This window comes from Bradyrhizobium tropiciagri (assembly GCF_018130545.1).
Taxonomy (GTDB): domain Bacteria; phylum Pseudomonadota; class Alphaproteobacteria; order Rhizobiales; family Xanthobacteraceae; genus Bradyrhizobium; species Bradyrhizobium tropiciagri_A.
The window spans coordinates 458,067-474,863 of record NZ_JAFCKF010000001.1; the positions used below are offsets into that span (position 1 = coordinate 458,067).

Genomic DNA, 16,797 nt, shown 5'->3' on the forward strand with positions numbered 1-16,797 from the left:
CCTCTGCCCGTGCTTACGGGGAGAGGGTTGGGGTGAGGGGCTGCATCCGCACGTACGGTGATAGCTGCGTCCGCGGAGACTCCCCCTCACCCGAAATTCAAGCTGCGCTTGAATTCCGACCTCTCCCCGCAGGCGGGGCGAGGTGAAGTGGAGTCCGCCGTTCGAGTTACGCCGGCCGCGCGCCGGTGCGAATGATCGAGCCGACATGCTGGCCCCGCAGCGCCGCGGCGAGCCGGCCGGGAACCAGGCCGTTCACGACCTGCACCCGCTCGATGTGCCGCGCATTGGCCATCACCTCGAGCAGCGTAGGATCGAACGGCAGCGTGCCTTTCAACTTGGCGAGGTCGCCGAAGCTCGTCTCGCGCAGCAGCTGCGCCTTCTTACCATCAGGACCGTTGGGATCGTCGGTGTAGACGCCGTCGACATCTTCCACGATCGTCAGCCCGGCGGCGCCGAGCGCATCGGCGAGCAGGAACGCGCCGGTGTCGGCCCGATGCAACGGGATGCGCGAGTTCGGAAACTCGTGATGGTGATAGGGCGGAAACGCGCTGCCGACCACCGCGCGCGATGCGGAGAGATGGATCGCGAGCTGGCTCGCGATGGTCGGATGCTCGATATAGGACACGCCCTCCGGCGCGAGCAGGCAGCCGAGGATATGGCCGTTCTGTCCGGCCTCGCTCGCCGCAAGCGGCTGAAGCGAACCGACCGGCAGTCCGAGGTCGAGACCGACGCTGTAGAGATGGCGGGCGCGGATGCCGGCGCCGGTCAGGATCAGCATGCGATGCTCAGGCAGCAGCGCGCGCAACTCGGCGACGATCGGCAGGATCGCCTCATGGCCGCGATCCATGATGGAGCGGCCGCCGATCTTGATCACCTGCACCCAGGGTAGCAGCGGAATCGGACGGCCGCCGGCGACGGGACGGGTGAGATCGCTGTCGAGCAGGGTCTGGCGCGCGAGCGGCGAAGCAACGTGCTTGATGGTATCATCCATGGTCGTGTCTCGCTCAGTTCGCGGTGATGATGGTGCCGACATGCTCGCCCGCAAGCGCGCGGGTGAGATTGCCGGGGACGAGGCCATTGATGACCTGCACCTGGCGGACATGACGCGCGGAGGCGAGCAGATCGAGCACTGGGAATTCCAGGATCGAATCCTGCAATCCCTTGGCCTTCATCTCCACGACCGAGATCTTCGGAATGAAGGTCGCGCCCTTCGAGGTCTTCGGGTTCGCGGTGTAGAGACCGTTCTCGTCCTTCACATAGATCATCGCCTTGCAGCCGAACTGCTCGGCTACCAGGAAGCAGCCGGCGTCGGTGCGGTAGGGCGGGATCATCCCCTCGGGTGCAGGCCGCATCCACAGCCCGTAGGGCGGCATGCCGCTGAAGATCACGGCGTTGACCTCGGCGAGGTAGAGCGGCACGGCCGACAGGCCGGCGCCGCTGACCGCGGAGATGCCGTGCTTGGCCAGCAGCTGGCCCAGCATCACCGCGTTCTGATCGGCGACCGAGGCGCCGAGCTGCGAGAGCACGCCGGCCGGCAGCCGAAGCCCGGCCGCGATCGAATAGAGGTGCCGGGCGCGGGTGCCCGCACCGGTCCCGATCAGCAACTTGTGCGCCTTGCGGGCCGCGACGATCTCGTCGACCAGCGGATACACCGCGGCACGGCCGCGATCGATCACGCTCTGCCCGCCGATCTTGATCACCGTGGCATCCGGCAGGATCCGGAAGTCCGATGCCGCCTCCGCCGTCGCCAAAAGCTGCGGATCGGTCAGCGACCGCTGCATCAGGAGCCCTTCAAGCTCCGCCGTTGTGTTTGCCATGAGAAACGTCCTTTCTCCAATGCGCCTGGCATTGCTTCCGGATTGCACTGGTAGCGGTAAGCGAGGCACGTCTCAAGACCTCGATAATTTTGCTTATTTGCCGAGGTCTGGCTTAGTAGGGGACCATGAATGATTTTACCCAGGCGCTGGAACTGGCTGCCAGCCTTATCGGCCATTTTGATCCGGAGTTACGCCAGATCGTCGGCCTGTCGCTCGGCGTCAGCCTGACGGCCAGCCTCCTTGCCTTCGCAATCGGGGCGCCGATGGGGACGGCGCTGGCCATCTATCGGATCCGGGGCCGAGTTACGTTGATCGTTGTCGTCAATGCGCTCCTGGGGTTGCCGCCGGTCGTGGTGGGACTTGCTGTTTACCTCCTGCTATCCCGATCGGGGCCGTTGGGGACGCTGGGGATTTTGTTCACGCCAACCGCCATGGTGATCGCGCAGGCCATTCTCGGCATTCCGATCGTCATTGCGCTGGTACACCGGATGATGGTGGATGTATGGGCTCGTTACGGCGATGCCCTTCTCGTCGACGGCGCCTCGCGCTTGCGCGCCACCCGGTCGCTCATGGCGATCGGACGCGACGGACTATTGACCGCATTTCTCGCTGCTTTCGGCCGGGCGATCGCCGAGGTCGGCGCAATCATCATCGTCGGCGGCAATGTGCGCGGCTATACGCGCACCATGACCACTGCCATCGCATTGGAGACGAGCAAGGGAGAGCTAAGCCTTGCGCTTGCGCTTGGCATCATCCTCGTCATCCTATCGATGACCGTGAGCGCGTTGAGTTTCCTGATCGGACGCATCTTGACCGGTCGCTGAAGTGCCAAACAATATTGTTGTTCAAAGGGAGATCGCTCGCATGAAGCATTGGTTCGGCTCACGTCGCATCCTCGCAATCATCGCGCTTGCCGCGCTTGGTGGGCAGACCTTCACTCGTCCGGGTTGGGCGGAAGATCAGACAATTGTCGTGGCGTCGACGACGTCCACTCAGGATTCCGGGCTGTTCGGTTACCTGCTCCCGATCGTCAAGCAGAAGACAGGTCTCGAGGTGAAGGTGCTGGCACAAGGCACCGGTCAGGCGCTTGACACCGCGCGCCGCGGCGATGCCGACGTGGTGTTCGTTCATGCCAGATCAGCCGAGGAGAAGTTCCTTGCGGAGGGATTCGGTGTGAAGCGTTATCCGGTGATGTATAACGACTTTGTCGTCATCGGTCCGAAGGACGATCCGGCAGGCATCAAGGGCAAGGATGTCCTCACCGCGCTGCAAACCATCAAGACCCGAGCCGCGCCGTTCGTCTCCCGTGGCGATCATTCCGGCACCCATATTGCCGAGCTGAAGCTTTGGAAAGAGGCCGGCATCGACATCGTGAACGACCGTGGCTCCTGGTACAAGGAAATCGGCCAGGGCATGGGCGCGGCGCTGAACATGGCCGCGGCGTCGAACGCCTATGTGCTGTCCGACCGCGGCACATGGCTCGCGTTCCAAAATCGCGGCGACCTGGCAGTCCTCGTTGAAAGCGACAAGCGGCTGTTCAATCAGTACGGGGTGATGCTGGCAAATCCGGTCAAGCATCCGACGGTGAAGAAGGAAGCCGGCCAGCGCTTCATCGACTTTCTGATTTCGCCGGAGGGACAGAGCGCGATCGCCGGCTACAAGATCAACGGCCAGCAGCTGTTCTATCCCAACGCGAACGATCCCAATGCTTGAAGGAAGCGGCCCGGTCGCGTTCCGTAAGCACGCGCCGGGCCTGACCCACCGCGGGGCAGAGCCTCAGAGCGGCTGGCTGACTACGAGTATGCTTCAAGCGATGATCAGCCTGAAGCTATTCATTGGAGAACCGACGTCATCAATAGGGCGAATGCAAGGGCCCGCATCCGAACTGCACTAGTAGCGATAGTCCGGGCCGGTCTCAATATGCAATGGCAACAATGCCGCGCACCCGCCGCGCATTTGCCCATCGCCGCCCGGCCTCACCGATCGGCTGCCGGCAGCTTGACGGTCACGCGCAAGCCGGAGCGTCCGGCACCGGTCACATTTTCGAACAGGACCGAACCGGCGGCATGATCGACGATTCGCTTCACGATCGAGAGCCCGAGCCCAGCCCCCTCTCCACTCGGCTGAGCGCCGCGAAAGAACGGCTCGGTTATCCGTCCCAAATCCTGCGGCGGAATCCCCGGCCCGGTGTCCTCGACCTGGATGACGGTCATTCCGTCCTCGCGATAGACGCCAAGATCGACAGCCCCTCCGTTCGGCGTGAACTTGATTGCGTTCTCGACCAGGTTTCGGATCGCCGACATCAGGGACAGCGGATCACCGTTCACCGCGACCGCCTCGACCACGGCAAAACCGAGATCGATGTTGCGCGCTGCGGCCTCCGGCAGCAGATCCGCGACAACGCCTTTCGCGATCTCGTCCATCTCCACGCGTGTGCTCACGCTGGACGGCGCGGCGTCCTGACGCGCGAGCGCGAGTAGTTGCTCGAGCAGATGCTTCGTCCTGCGCATGCCGCTCTTCAACGCGTCCAGCCGATCACGCGTCTCCGCCGGCATGTCGAGGGAGGCAAGATTTTCCGCCTGCAGGCTGAGCGCGGTGACCGGCGTTCGAAGCTCGTGGGCAGCGTCGGCGACGAAACGCCGTTGCTGCTCCATCATGACGCGCATCCGTCGAAGCAGCCCGTTGATCGAGCCAAGGAACGGCTGAAGCTCGCTTGGCGCGCCCGTCGCCGTCAACTCGCCGATGTCATCCACCTTGCTCGCGTCGAGATCGCCGGCGAGGCGCAACATCGGCCGGAACGACCGCGCGATCACGAATGCGGTCGTCAGCAGCAGGCAAGGCACCAGCGCTGCGATCGGCAACAATGTCCGCACCGCCATGTCGCCCGCAATTTCCGTACGGATCTCGGTGCGTTGCGTCACCGCGAAGCGGCTGGCGTCCGGTCGCGTGCGAAGCAGCACGCGTACCGGCTGCCCACGATAGACATCATTGTGCAGCCCGTCCTTCAGTCCCCAGAGCCGGCGATCGTCGGCGGAGCCGCGCGGCGTCTCACCCAGCTCGACGACGGCAACCTCGGCGTCCTCGTCGACGCCGGTGACAGGCCGGCTTTGCCTGATCGAGGCGCTCAGCGCGAAGCTGCCGATCTGGATCAGGACGGAGTCCTGCGTCTCGATCGCCTCGCTGTAGGCCCATCTGTACGCCAGCATTCCGCCGACGGCGCCGGTCAACAGGATGATCGCGGTGAGTCCGACGAACAGGCGTCCACGCAGCGATCTCATCATCGCGAACGATCCACCATCCATCCGACGCCGCGTACGTTCCTGATCGCCGTGGCGCCGAGCTTTCGGCGGACGGCGTGGATCAGGAACTCGACCGCGTTGCTCTCGACCTCCTCGCTCCAGCCGTAAATCTGGCGTTCGAGTTCGGCACGGGACAGGATCGTCCCCGGCCGGTTCAGCAGCGCCTGAAGCAGCGCGAACTCACGTGCGCTGAGGATGGCTTTTTCTTTGCAGAAAGTGGCTTCCCGCGTCGCCGGGTCGAGCTGAAGCTCGCCGTTGGTCAGAACCGGCGGCGCGCCGCTGCCCTCGCGTCGCAGCACGGCGCGCATCCGTGCCAACAACTCTCCTATCTCGAACGGCTTGACCAGGTAGTCGTCGGCGCCGAGATCAAGCCCCCGGATGCGATCGTCGAGCGCATCGCGTGCGGTGAGAATAATCACGGGAAGGCGCAAGGCACCGTCCCGGATCGCCTTGAGGACGTCGAGACCATCAGTCAATGGCAGTCCGAGATCGAGTAGCGCAATGTCGTAGGTCTCGCTGCGGCTGGCTTCGATGGCGAGGTCGCCGTCGCGCACCCAGTCGACCGCATAGGCGGCATCCCTCAGCGCCTCGACGACGGCGGCGCCGATCATCCTGTCGTCCTCCACCAACAGCACCCGCATCGCCCGGCAATCCATCCAAATGCGCGCCGGGGTACGCCCGGCGAAACTGCGTCGCACCGAATAACCCGCGACGCCGCGCGATCATATCAGCTTCGACTTAGCCGCGACTTAGGGCTTTCGGCGTCCAAACGGCGGCCGGCCCAACCACCTAAGGCGGGGCTAAGTCTCCCAGCGCACGCTCCGTTTCGAACCCGGCGAAACCGCCGACCACAAGCGGAGCCTCACACCGTGGATGATACCCGACTCATCGGCCGCAGCATGCTGAACAAGGTGCCCGAAGTCACCCTCGTCTTCTGGCTGATCAAGATCATGTCGACCACGGTCGGCGAGACCGGCGCCGATTATCTCGCCGTCCATGTCGGCCTCGGAACAAGTGTGACCGGGCTGCTGATGGCGGGGCTGCTGGCGGCAGTGCTCGTCATCCAGCTGCGGATGGACCGGTACGTGCCTTGGATCTACTGGCTGACGGTCGTGCTCGTCAGCATCGTCGGGACGCAGATCACCGATGCGCTGACCGACAAGCTCGAGATCAGCCTCTACGTCAGCACGGTCGCCTTCGCACTCGCCCTGGCCGCAACCTTCGCGATCTGGTTCGCGGTCGAGCGGACGCTGTCGATCCACAGCATCGTGACCAGGCGGCGCGAATTGTTCTATTGGGCGGCGATCCTCTTCACATTCGCCCTCGGCACGGCCGCCGGCGACCTTGCGACCGAAGCGCTCGGCCTTGGCTTCAATGTCGGGGTGATCGCGTTCGCGGCACTGATCGCGGCGATCGCGGCGGCCTACGCGCTCGGCGCCAATGCGGTGTTGACCTTCTGGCTTGCCTATATCCTGACGCGCCCGCTCGGCGCATCGCTCGGCGACCTGTTGTCCCAGGCTCGCGAATATGGCGGCGTCGGCCTCGGCACGATCTACACCAGCCTCGCCTTCCTGACCGTGATCGTTGCACTGGTCGCCTGGCTGTCGTTCGAGGACGACAGCGGCGCAACGCACGAAGCATAGCCCGGCGCATGAATTCGACGGCGTCTGCACGGGCGACGATCGAACTACCCCAACAAAGAGGAGAACCACGATGAACAAGACGACACTCGGACTTGCGACGGCGATTGTTGCGCTCGTTGCGATCCAGCCGCTCCCCGATGCCAGCGGACGCCTGCTGTTACTGCCGCGCGCGCACGCAGCCACGTCAAAACTCGGCGACCTGACGCCGTTCCGCAGCATCGCCGCCGATGTCGCTGCACTGGTCGACAAGGGCGACCTGGCCGGCGCCAAGACACGGATCAAGGATCTCGAGACCAGATGGGACGAAGCAGAAGCGGGATTGAAGCCGCGCGCGGCTGCCGACTGGCACACGGTCGACAAGGCGATCGATCGTGCGCTCGCGGCGGTGCGTGAGACCAATCCGGATGCGGCCAAGTGCAAGACGGCGCTCACCGAGCTGCTGTCGATCATGGACTCAATGAAGGCCTGATCTCCCCGTCCATCATTCGACCACACGCCGGCGGCATCGTCCGCCGGCAACGTCCCTTGGAGCGACGATCCCATGGAAATGCTGCACGACAATGCCGCCGACGACGGCGCGGGCAAGGTCCCCGCCGTCACGCTCGGCTTCTGGGTTATCAAGATTCTGGCCACGACGCTGGGCGAGACCGGCGGCGACGCCGTCACGATGTCGATGAATCTCGGCTATCTCGTCGGCACCGCGATCTTCGCGGTCATCTTCATCGTCGCCGTCGCAGCGCAGATGGCGGCGCGGCGCTTCCATCCATTGCTCTACTGGACGGTGATCATCGCGACGACGACTGTCGGCACGACCTTTGCCGACTTCGTCGACCGCTCGCTCGGGATCGGATATCTCGGCGGCTCATCGCTGCTTGCCGGGCTGCTGGTTGTGTCCCTCGCCGCGTGGCATCGCACCATGGGAACGGTCTCGATCGCATCGATCGACAACAAGGCGGCTGAAACCTTCTACTGGATCACGATCCTGTTCTCGCAAACGCTCGGAACCGCGCTCGGCGACTGGATGGCCGACTCCACCGGCCTCGGCTATGGCGCCGGCGCCATCGTGTTCGCTGCCGGCATCGCCATCGTGGCCGCCGCCTATCTCTGGACCCGCGTGTCGCGCACGGTCTTGTTCTGGATTGCCTTCGTCCTGACCAGGCCGCTCGGCGCCACCGTCGGCGACTTCCTCGACAAGCCGCTGGATCACGGAGGCCTCGCCCTCAGCCGCTACACGGCATCCGTCGCCCTCGCCGTTGCGATCGCCGCCCTGGTCTTCATCCTGCCGCAGCGGGCCGGCGAGCACGCGTGAACGACAGCCTTCCCGCTTCGGACTCCGTTCTTGGAGTCAGACTGCAAGACCGCCGGCAATGGCGACCAGATACCTCACTGACCGGGATGGCTGATCAAAGCGCGAGTTGCAGCCGCCCCTCACCGTCCGTCTCCGGCTGCGCCGGCACGGCGCAGCAGATCAGCACCTCGTCATCATCAACCTCGGCGGTCGGCTCCCTCAGATAGGTCACGGCACCGGCCTGCAATTGGGTTCGGCAGCTTCCGCAATTGCCTTCCCGGCAACTGAACGCGGGGCTGAGACCGCGCGCCTCCGCGAGCTCGAGCAGCGTTCCCGACTCCGGCGTCCAGCGCGCCTCCTTCATCGATGCGGTGAAGGCAACCGGCACCGACGTGGTCGCGGCAGGCCGGCGCGGCGGCGCCGCGGTGACGGCGTCCCGCTTCCTCACCAGCGACGACGGGCCGAACGCTTCGGCGTGGATCCTGTTGTCGGCGACGTTGTAGCCGCGCAGCGCGTCATAGAGCGATTGGGTGAATTGCGGCGGCCCGCACAGATAGAAGTCGTAATCATTGAACGGCAACACGCGCGACAGCAGCGCCATGTCGATCCGCCCCGCGGCGTCGTAGTCGGTGCCCTGCTCGGCACCATCGATATCACTGAGCACGCGGATGATCCGCACGGCACCACCAGCGGCATCGGCGAGTTGCCGCAATTCGTCGCTGAACGCGCGGTCCGCCTTGGCATGCGCGGCCTGGAACAGGAAGGTCGGCCGGATGCCGCGGGTGCGCAGCCCCTCATAGACCACGTGGCGCAGCATCGCGAGCAGCGGCGTGATGCCGACACCGCCGGCGAGCAACACGGCCGGCCGCTTCTCCCGGGCATCGATCGTGAAGCCACCACCCGGCGCGCGGGCTTCAATGATATCGCCGACACGGACGTGGTCATGGAGATGCTGTGATACCAGCCCGTCGCGCTTGACGCTGATGCGGTACATACCATCCGACGGCGCGACCGACAGCGTGTAGGTGCGGATGACAGGCTTGTCGGCGCCGGGCAACGCGATGCGGATCGGCAGATGCTGTCCCGCCTGGTGCGGCAGCCGCCCTGCGCCGTCGTCCGGCTGGAGGTGAAACGAACGGATCGCGCGGCTCTCGTCGACGATCCCGGTGACCTTGAACGGACGCCACCGCGTCGCAAGTTCGGCCGCGCGGATGCGATCAGCGGCCTGCGCCCAATCGCCGGTCATCAGCGCGTTCGGCGACCAGCCGTCGGCGCGGAACGCCCAGCGAAGCGGCAACGCGCCGCGCCTGCGCACCACGCGGCGCGCACGAAAACTCCACAGACGTTCGGCGCCCTGGAATGCCGCAATCTCAGGCGAATCCAGGATCACCTCGGCATCGCCGGTCAGCTGCAGCAGGTCGCCGGTCTCGAAATCGGCAAACACCAGCCCGGCCTTGCCGTTGACGAAGATGTTGCCGAGCGTGTTGAAGAACAGATTGCCGGCGAAATCGGGGATCGTCAGCGTGCCGTCATTGGCGACGCGGACGAAGCCAGCTCTGCCGCCGCGATGCGAGACGTCGACCTGACGGCGGTCCTCACGCTCGGCATAGGACGCCACGAAGAACGTATCCGCCGCCTTTATCATGTCGCGCGCGGCCTGATCGAGCGCCGTGCTCGTCTCGATCTCTCCGTTGAAAGGTTCTTCCGGCGCGCGCACGAAGCCGAAATCGCGCAGCTGGATGTATTGCGGGCAATTGCCGAAGCTCTGATCGAGCTCGAAACTGAGCGCTTTGCCGGACGATCCGCGCAGCAGCCCGTTGGCGCGGTTGCGCCGTCGCGTGTGCAATTCGATTCCCAATAGTCCGATCGCATCGCCTTCGCGCATGCCTTCGCTGACGGGATCGGAGGGGTCGGGCTGCGCATCGATCTCGAGACTGCGCGGGGTCGGCGAGGCGATGAAGCCGGGCCGGCCGGCCAGCAGCGAAGCCCATGCATCGCCGCTGCGGTCCACGCTGCCGACCACGACGAAGGGAATCTGCGCGAAGAACTCGCGATGCTGGTCGGGCATGAAGTCGCGCACCGCGCGCTGGCCGACCGCTGCCATCTTCTCGACGACGCCCGCCGTCTGCTGGATTGCGATCTCGCCGGCATGCCAGGCCGGGAGCTTGCTCTTGGTTCGCCTGTCGCTCATCACCTCGCCCTCCCTCTCGGGGCTTGGACGGGCGCACCGCAAAGGCACGCCCGATCAACCTGTCACGCCGCTGCCGCCAGCCCGACGGGGGTCTTGGCAAAGGGCACGAAGCCGGGCAGCGCCTCGATCCGGCGCAAGAACGCGACAACGCGCGGATAGGCGGAGAGATCGACGTTGCCTTCGGGCGCGCTCGACAGATAGCTGTAGAGCGCGATGTCGGCGATGGTCGGCTGCGCGCCGACCAGCCAGTCCCGGTTGGCCAGATGGGCTTCGAGCCGCTTCAGCAGCACATGGGCGCGCGCGATCACGTCTTCCGGATTGAACTTGGCGCCGAACACGGTGACGAGCCGTGCCGCAGCGGGCCCGAAGGCGAGATCGCCGGCGGCGACCGACAGCCAGCGCTGCACGGCGGCAGCGCCCTTCGCGTCCTGCGGCAGCCAGTCGGTGCGGCCGAGCTTGGTCGCGAGATAGACCAGGATCGCATTGGAGTCAGGAATGATGGTGCCGTCGTCGTCGAGCACCGGCACCTGGCCGAACGGATTGAGCGTGAGGAATTCCGGCGTCTTCTGCGCGGCGGACTTCAGGTCCACCTCGACCAGTTCGTGCGGAATGCCCAGCAGGGACAAGAACAGCCGCGCGCGATGCGCGTGGCCGGACAGAGCAAAGTGATAAAGCTTCATGGCGCCGTTCCTGATGTCGTGGGCGGGGTCATCCCGACCGCGAGCTCAAGATGGCGCATTGCATCTATTATTATAATTATCGTTGTTGTAACTTCATTATTGCATATACCGCAATAATACCGAAGTACCTGTTACATCTCGACGATCACGTAATTGTCCTCAATGTGCACCGGAAACGTCTCGGCGACATATGGCCCCTTCTGCAACTCCGCGCCGCTCTCGACCGCGACCGGATAGGAGCGGATCCTGAACCGCGTCGGATCGAACCAGGACTGGCCGTTGCGGATGTCGAATTCCCAGCCGTGCCACGGACAGCGCAGCATCTCGCCGACGCGATCGCGCTGATAGACGCCGGGCTCCGGCGATGTCAGCCGCGCCACGCAGGCCGCCTTCTCCAGCGGCGCACCCTCATGCGGACAGCGATTGAGCAGCGCGAAGAACTCGCCATTGACGTGGAACACGACGATGTCGCGCCCCTCGAGGCCGAACACCTTGTTGCCGCCGGCAGGAATCTCGCTGGTGCGCGCGACGATGTGACGGGTCATCTCAATCCTGGAATTTATAGACCGCGCGGGCGTTGCTGTTGAATATCTTGCGGCGCTCGGCTTCCGTCAGCGGCGTCTTGAAGGCGTAGCGCGCGTCGTCATAATCCCAGTGCGGATAGTCCGACGAGAACAAGAGCCGGTCGATGCCGACCCATTCGATCAGCTGACGCAAATGCTTCGCTTCATCGGGCTCGTCGATCGGCTGGGTGGTGAACCAGAAATTCTGCTTCACGTATTCGCTGGGCCTGCGCTTGAGATGCGGCACCTCGCTGCGGAAGCGCTCGAAGTGCTGATCCATCCGCCACATCGTCGCGGGAATCCAGCCGAAGCCGCCCTCGATGAACACGATCTTCAGGTTCGGGAAGCGCTCCGGAACGCCTTCCAGCACCAGGCTCGTGAGGTTCGAGGCCACCGTGTGTGCGTTCGACTGATGCTCCTCGCAATAATATGACGGCCAGCCGCTACCGGTCGGCGCGTGCCCGCCATAGCCGCCGACATGGATGCCGAGCGGCAGATCGAGCGCTTGCGCCCGCTCATAGATCGGCCAGTAGCGGCGGCGGCCGAGCGGCTCGTTGGCGCGCGGCGAGACGTTGATCTGGATGTATTCGCCAGTCTTGGCGCAGCGCTCGATCTCGGCAAGGCCGAGGTCGGAGCCGTCCTGCCCGACTAGGATCGAGGCCTTCAGCCTGGGATCGCGATGCGCCCAGAACGCAAGCTGCCAATCGTTGATGGCGCGCTGGATCGCGGCGCCGAATTCCAGATTCTGCTGCGAGAAAATGAAGAGGTCGAGCACCTGCAGAATGCCGAACTCGACATCGAAGGGATCGAGATGCTGCTTGCGCATGAAATCGAGATCGGAACCCGGCACGCCGCCAGTCGGCGGCCAGGCATCGCGGCGCGCGATCAAGGGCGAAGAGCGCGGATACGGCGTGGTGCCGATATAGGGTGTGCGCAGATGGCTGCCGTATTCCTTCAGATGCTGCTGCCAGCGCTTCGGCAGGAATTCGTTGAGATCACTGTGCGCGTGAATGCTCGGATGGATGTCGCAATCGATGATCTTCAGCCGCGTCGCCGCGGTTGTCTCCTGATCGAGCATCGGGCGGTCGATGACATCACTCATGCGATCCTCCTCTTAGTTCAGCTTGAGACGCGGAAAGGTTTCAAGCGGGTTCTCAGCGCACATCCGCTCGACGAGACTTTTCGGCAGATGCGGCGGGACCGGATCGTCGCCGTCGAACTGCCAATGCGGATAGTCGGACGCGAACAGGAACATCTTGTCGGAGCCGATCTGGTCGATGATATCGGCAACACTCGTTGCATCCATCGGCGCGTCGAATGGCTGCATGGTGACGCGGAAATGGTCGCGGATGATCGCGGCCGGCTCGCGCTCCACCCAGGGCACCTCGACGCGCACGCCGCGCCAGGTCTTGTTGGCGCGCCACATGAAGGCCGGCAGCCAGCTGACGCCCGATTCCATCAGCACGACCGTGAGCCCGGGATACTTCCCGAACACGCCTTCATAGATCAGGCTCAGCGCCTGCGCCTGGAACGCCTGCGCCTCGGCGAGATAATATTCGTAACGATAGGACGGCCAGCCGATCGAGCTCGGCGCGCCGCGGTAGGCACTGCCGGCATGGATCGCGATCGGCAGTTTGTATTTTTCGGCGGCCTGATAGATCGGCCAGTAATGCCGCCGCCCGAGCAGCGTCTCGTTTTGCGACGGCACCAGCACCGAGACGAACCGGTTATCGCCGGCGCGACGCTCGATCTCCTCGACGGCGAGATCCGGCGCCTGGATCGGCACCACGATCGAGGCGCGCAGCCGCGTGTCCTTCGCCAGCCATTCGGCCGCGATCCAATCGTTGATTGCCTTGCAGAAGTCCGCCGCCATGTAGGAATCGAACACCGCCTGGGCGCCATAGACGACGTTGCAGATCGCGTGGCTGGCGCCGAGCTGGTCGAACGCGCCGCGCTGCACCATCGCGAGATCGCTGCCCGGTTTGCGGCCGTCGGCCGGGCGCCAGTCGGCGCGACCGGACAGCGGCATCGACGGCGGATAGGAATTGAGGTCGAGCCCGTCGATGGCGCGGCTGACGACCTGTTCCTTCCAGTGATCGCTGAGATAAGGCAGCAGCGTGGTGCGCGTTCCCCCCACCGCGGGATGGATGTCGCAGTCGATGCGCGTAGCCGCCATGGTGTTCCCCGGGATTGTCTTTGTCTTCATTGTTGGCAGCATCGCAGCCGCGAGACGGACTGTGCCGCCGATGGCGCGATCGTGCAAGCGGGTCCACGCGGGGCTGCCCTGTGCGCGCAGCCGCCCTCACGCGAAGTTGCGGGATCGCGTGTGAATGGCATCACCCATTCCGTCTGCGGGACGTGCTAGCGATTCCGCGCCGCGAAATGCGCCGCAACAGGAGACGGGAATGAGGCTTGGAATCAGACTTGGCCGATTGACGATCCTCGCATGTTCATTGTCGCTGGCCTCGTCCGCGACCTGGGCCGCGCCTGCGACCACCTCCGGCTCGGTCGCGCTGGCGCTCGCCGGCGTGGTGGCGCCCTATTCGTCGCTGCCGGCCAAGGAGAAAAAGGCGGTCGCCGCGTTCTTCAACGGCGACAGCAATGTCCACATCACCAGGAAGATCATCGTCACCGCAGACAAGGTCGTTTGCCGCGCCAGCAATGTCGCCATCACCTCGCGCTCCTGCGAGCTGAGCTTCGGCAGCAAGACCCATACCGTGAAAGGAAGCGAAGCCAACGCGATCTTCGCCACCGTGGCGTTGGCCGGCGTGCCTGCCGACGGCGCCGCCGGCACCAATTACGAGGCGCTGTCGAAACTGTCCTGCACGCTCGATCCGGCTGTCATCAAGGACAAGGCCGGCGGCGGCGCCGACTGCACTTTCGAGCCGGGGAACTAGCCGCCGCGCTCAATCGCCAACGACGACACCCAGCCTGGCCGCCACGCGGCGCGCGGTCTCTTCCCGCTGTGCCGTGATCGCGCGTGTCGCTTGCCGTGTCTGTTGCAGGATCTCGGGTGGCGCGGTCTCCGGCGTACCGCTGTTGAAGGGCGGCTCCGGCGCATACGCCATATAGAGCTGGATTGCTCGCGCCGCGTCGTCGCCACGCAGTTCGGCCGCCAGCCGCAACGCGCCATCGATGCCCGCGGTGACGCCGGCGGCAAAGATGAAGCTTCCGTCGATCACCACGCGCTCGTTCACCGGCGTGGCGCCAAACAACGGTAGCAGATGAAACGACGCCCAATGGGTCGTCGCCCTGCGCCCCTTCAAGAGCCCGGCCGCGCCGCACAGCAGCGCGCCGGTGCAGACCGAGAACAGGCGGCAGGCGCCTGCTGCCTGTTCGCGGATCCAGCCCAGGACCTCCTCGTCCTCCATCAGCGCCTCCTGACCGAAGCCGCCGGGCACGTGCAGCACATCGAGTGGCGGCGCCTCGGCCAGCGTGGCATCCGGCGTCAGCCGCAATCCCTTGAGGTCGCGCACCGGCGCCTTGGTCTTGGCGTAGATGCGGTAGGTCGAATTCGGAATCCGCGACAGCACCTCGAACGGACCGGTCAGGTCGATCTGATCGATGTCTTCGAACAGCAGCGACCCGATCCGCAAGTGGACATCATGAGCAATCATCGAACTTCCCTCACACTATGGACAAAGCACATCTAGCCCGGCACGCTTCGACGATGACGCCAAAGCCCCCACATTCTCCGCCAAACGCACGCCGCGCGATCGAAGTGCTGGCCTATCCGGCCGTGCAGTTGCTCGACGTTACCGGGCCGTTGCAGGTGTTCGCGTCCGCCAACGCGCTGTCGGCCAAGGCAGGCAACGCCGAGCCCTACGACGTCCGCGTCGTTGCGAAGGATGGCCCGACGGTCCAGGCATCAGCGGGCGTCGGGCTCGCGGTGCATCCGTTGCCAGGCATCGGCAGCGCGGTCGACACGCTGCTGATTCCGGGCGGCGACGGCGTCAACGCCGCGGCGGCGGATGCCGTGCTGGTCGACTGGGTGCGCGAACGCGCAGGCGACGCACGCCGCACCGCGTCGGTCTGCACCGGCGCGTTCCTGCTCGCCGCATCGGGCGCCCTCGATGGCCGTCGCGCCGTGACCCATTGGGGATTCTGGCAGGAGCTCGCCGAGCGCTTTCCCGAGGTCCGCGTCGAGTCCGATCCGATCTTCGTGCGCGACGGATCGTTCTGGACTTCGGCCGGCGTCACCTCCGGCATCGATCTGGCATTGGCGCTGGTGGAAGATGACCTCGGCCGCGCAACGGCTCTCGCCGTCGCCCGCTATCTCGTGGTGTTTCTCAAGCGGCCCGGCGGACAGGCGCAGTTCAGCGAAGTGCTGTCGCTGCAAACGACCGACGACAGGTTCGGCGCGCTGCATGACTGGATCAGCGGTCATCTCGCCGACGACCTCTCGCTTGCGACGCTGGCGAAACAGGCCGGCATGAGCGAACGCAGCTTCAGCCGGCACTACGCCGATGCAACCGGGCTGACGCCGGCGCGCGCGATCGAGCGGCTGCGGGTTGAGGGCGCGCGCCATCTGCTCTCGGAGACCCGCCTGCCGATCAAGCGGATCTCGCAGCGCTGCGGTTTCGGCTCCGAGGAGACGATGCGCCGCAGCTTCATGCGATTGTTGGCGACCACGCCGCAGGACTACCGCGCCAGATTTGCGGGCTGATCAGGACCGCATCACAAACGCACGCCGGCCTCATGGCCGGCGTGCAGTGACAGGGTTTCAGGTGAAAGCGCCTCAGCCATTCCAGGCATGCGCCTGCAACGCCGGCTCCAGCGGCGGATTGGTCACGCTGCCGGTGTAGTTCGTGATGGTGGACGCCGCCACGATGGTGATCACCTCGAGCAGCAATTCCTTGCTGAACCCTGCGGCCAGGAACTTCTCCGTGTCCTGATCGTCGAGCCGACCGCGCTTCTCGATCAACGTCCTCGCCAATGTCGAGAGCGCGCCGAGTTGCTTGTTCGCGGGCGAGCGGCCGGCACGCATCGCATCGACATCAGCCGGATCGAGCCCAGCCTGCAAGCCCAGTGCGGAATGCAGCGCGACCGCCCAGGCACTGGCGTTGGTCACCGCGTCGGTGAGCAGCACGGTCTGGATCTGCTGCTCGGTGAAGCTGCCGCCATGTACCTTGTCGAAGATGTGGAGAAAGCTTTGGATCAGCACGGGCGACGTCGCCATCGCGGCCGCAAGGTTGGGGATCATGCCAAACCGCGCCTCGACCTCGCGCAAGGTCGGCTTCGAAGCTTCGGGGGCGCTATCGAACGTGTGAACAGGAAAGCGTGTCATGGGAACTGCCTCTTTGCTGTGTTGATTGA

General features: G+C 65.0%; 18 protein-coding genes. 7 read left to right on the forward strand and 11 right to left on the reverse strand.

Annotated elements, in window-relative coordinates; all coding sequences use genetic code 11:
- Positions 1-166: 166 nt before the first annotated feature.
- Both JQ616_RS02225 and JQ616_RS02230 read right to left on the reverse strand, forming a co-directional pair.
- Positions 167-991, reverse strand: coding sequence for a molybdenum storage protein subunit alpha (locus tag JQ616_RS02225; protein ID WP_212011893.1), 825 nt, complete (start codon positions 989-991; stop codon positions 167-169).
- A gap of 13 nt (positions 992-1,004) precedes the next feature.
- Positions 1,005-1,817, reverse strand: a complete 813-nt coding sequence (locus JQ616_RS02230; protein ID WP_212011896.1) for a uridine kinase — start codon at positions 1,815-1,817, stop codon at positions 1,005-1,007.
- A 125-nt stretch (positions 1,818-1,942) separates the two neighbouring features.
- Here JQ616_RS02230 and JQ616_RS02235 point away from each other — a divergent pair, with 125 nt between their 5' ends.
- A complete protein-coding gene (locus tag JQ616_RS02235; protein WP_212011898.1) occupies positions 1,943-2,641 on the forward strand; it encodes an ABC transporter permease in 699 nt (232 codons plus the stop codon).
- Positions 2,642-2,681: 40 nt separating this feature from the next.
- Positions 2,682-3,530 (forward strand): substrate-binding domain-containing protein, encoded by an 849-nt coding sequence (locus JQ616_RS02240; protein WP_212011899.1) that lies wholly within the window; start codon positions 2,682-2,684, stop codon positions 3,528-3,530.
- A 263-nt stretch (positions 3,531-3,793) separates the two neighbouring features.
- Here the strand turns inward: JQ616_RS02240 and JQ616_RS02245 are convergent, their stop codons facing one another.
- Positions 3,794-5,098 carry a sensor histidine kinase gene (locus tag JQ616_RS02245; RefSeq protein ID WP_212011901.1) on the reverse strand — a complete coding sequence of 435 codons (1,305 nt, stop codon included), beginning with the start codon at positions 5,096-5,098 and terminating at the stop codon, positions 3,794-3,796.
- Positions 5,095-5,757: a response regulator transcription factor gene (locus JQ616_RS02250; RefSeq protein ID WP_212011902.1), complete on the reverse strand. Its 663-nt coding sequence runs from the start codon at positions 5,755-5,757 to the stop codon at positions 5,095-5,097. The genes JQ616_RS02245 and JQ616_RS02250 overlap by 4 nt, the downstream gene beginning before the upstream one ends.
- Positions 5,758-6,015: 258 nt before the next feature.
- Between JQ616_RS02250 and JQ616_RS02255 the strand changes: the two genes are divergently transcribed.
- From JQ616_RS02255 to JQ616_RS02265, 3 genes are all read left to right on the forward strand, one after another.
- Positions 6,016-6,759 carry a COG4705 family protein gene (locus JQ616_RS02255; RefSeq protein WP_212013104.1) on the forward strand — a complete coding sequence of 248 codons (744 nt, stop codon included), beginning with the start codon at positions 6,016-6,018 and terminating at the stop codon, positions 6,757-6,759.
- Positions 6,760-6,829: 70 nt separating this feature from the next.
- Entirely contained in the window at positions 6,830-7,228 is a 399-nt protein-coding gene (locus tag JQ616_RS02260) for a hypothetical protein (protein WP_212011904.1), read from the forward strand.
- Between the two features lie 78 nt (positions 7,229-7,306).
- The gene (locus JQ616_RS02265; protein ID WP_212013106.1) at positions 7,307-8,068 is read left to right on the forward strand and encodes a COG4705 family protein; all 762 of its coding nucleotides are present in this window, start codon (positions 7,307-7,309) and stop codon (positions 8,066-8,068) included.
- A 94-nt stretch (positions 8,069-8,162) separates the two neighbouring features.
- On the opposite strand, the gene JQ616_RS02270 is transcribed toward JQ616_RS02265, so the two are convergent.
- The 5 genes from JQ616_RS02270 to JQ616_RS02290 form a co-directional block, all read right to left on the reverse strand.
- On the reverse strand, positions 8,163-10,238 hold the full coding sequence (locus JQ616_RS02270; protein WP_212011906.1) for a pyridoxamine 5'-phosphate oxidase family protein: 2,076 nt from the start codon (positions 10,236-10,238) through the stop codon (positions 8,163-8,165).
- A gap of 62 nt (positions 10,239-10,300) precedes the next feature.
- Positions 10,301-10,918, reverse strand: a complete 618-nt coding sequence (locus JQ616_RS02275; protein WP_212011908.1) for a glutathione S-transferase family protein — start codon at positions 10,916-10,918, stop codon at positions 10,301-10,303.
- Positions 10,919-11,049: 131 nt separating this feature from the next.
- Positions 11,050-11,463: a Rieske (2Fe-2S) protein gene (locus tag JQ616_RS02280; protein ID WP_212011910.1), complete on the reverse strand. Its 414-nt coding sequence runs from the start codon at positions 11,461-11,463 to the stop codon at positions 11,050-11,052.
- Position 11,464: 1 nt separating this feature from the next.
- Complete coding sequence (locus tag JQ616_RS02285) at positions 11,465-12,583, reverse strand: amidohydrolase family protein (protein ID WP_212011912.1); 1,119 nt, start codon at positions 12,581-12,583, stop codon at positions 11,465-11,467.
- Positions 12,584-12,595: 12 nt separating this feature from the next.
- Positions 12,596-13,657 (reverse strand): amidohydrolase family protein, encoded by a 1,062-nt coding sequence (locus tag JQ616_RS02290; RefSeq protein WP_212011914.1) that lies wholly within the window; start codon positions 13,655-13,657, stop codon positions 12,596-12,598.
- Between the two features lie 229 nt (positions 13,658-13,886).
- Between JQ616_RS02290 and JQ616_RS02295 the strand changes: the two genes are divergently transcribed.
- Positions 13,887-14,378, forward strand: a complete 492-nt coding sequence (locus tag JQ616_RS02295) for a hypothetical protein (RefSeq protein WP_249136335.1) — start codon at positions 13,887-13,889, stop codon at positions 14,376-14,378.
- 9 nt (positions 14,379-14,387) lie between these two features.
- Here JQ616_RS02295 and JQ616_RS02300 read toward each other — a convergent pair whose 3' ends face one another.
- Complete coding sequence (locus JQ616_RS02300; protein ID WP_212011916.1) at positions 14,388-15,098, reverse strand: DJ-1/PfpI family protein; 711 nt, start codon at positions 15,096-15,098, stop codon at positions 14,388-14,390.
- Between the two features lie 53 nt (positions 15,099-15,151).
- Between JQ616_RS02300 and JQ616_RS02305 the strand changes: the two genes are divergently transcribed.
- On the forward strand, positions 15,152-16,147 hold the full coding sequence (locus JQ616_RS02305; RefSeq protein WP_249136336.1) for a GlxA family transcriptional regulator: 996 nt from the start codon (positions 15,152-15,154) through the stop codon (positions 16,145-16,147).
- Positions 16,148-16,219: 72 nt separating this feature from the next.
- Here JQ616_RS02305 and JQ616_RS02310 read toward each other — a convergent pair whose 3' ends face one another.
- A complete protein-coding gene (locus tag JQ616_RS02310) occupies positions 16,220-16,768 on the reverse strand; it encodes a carboxymuconolactone decarboxylase family protein (RefSeq protein ID WP_212011920.1) in 549 nt (182 codons plus the stop codon).
- Positions 16,769-16,797: the final 29 nt, after the last annotated feature.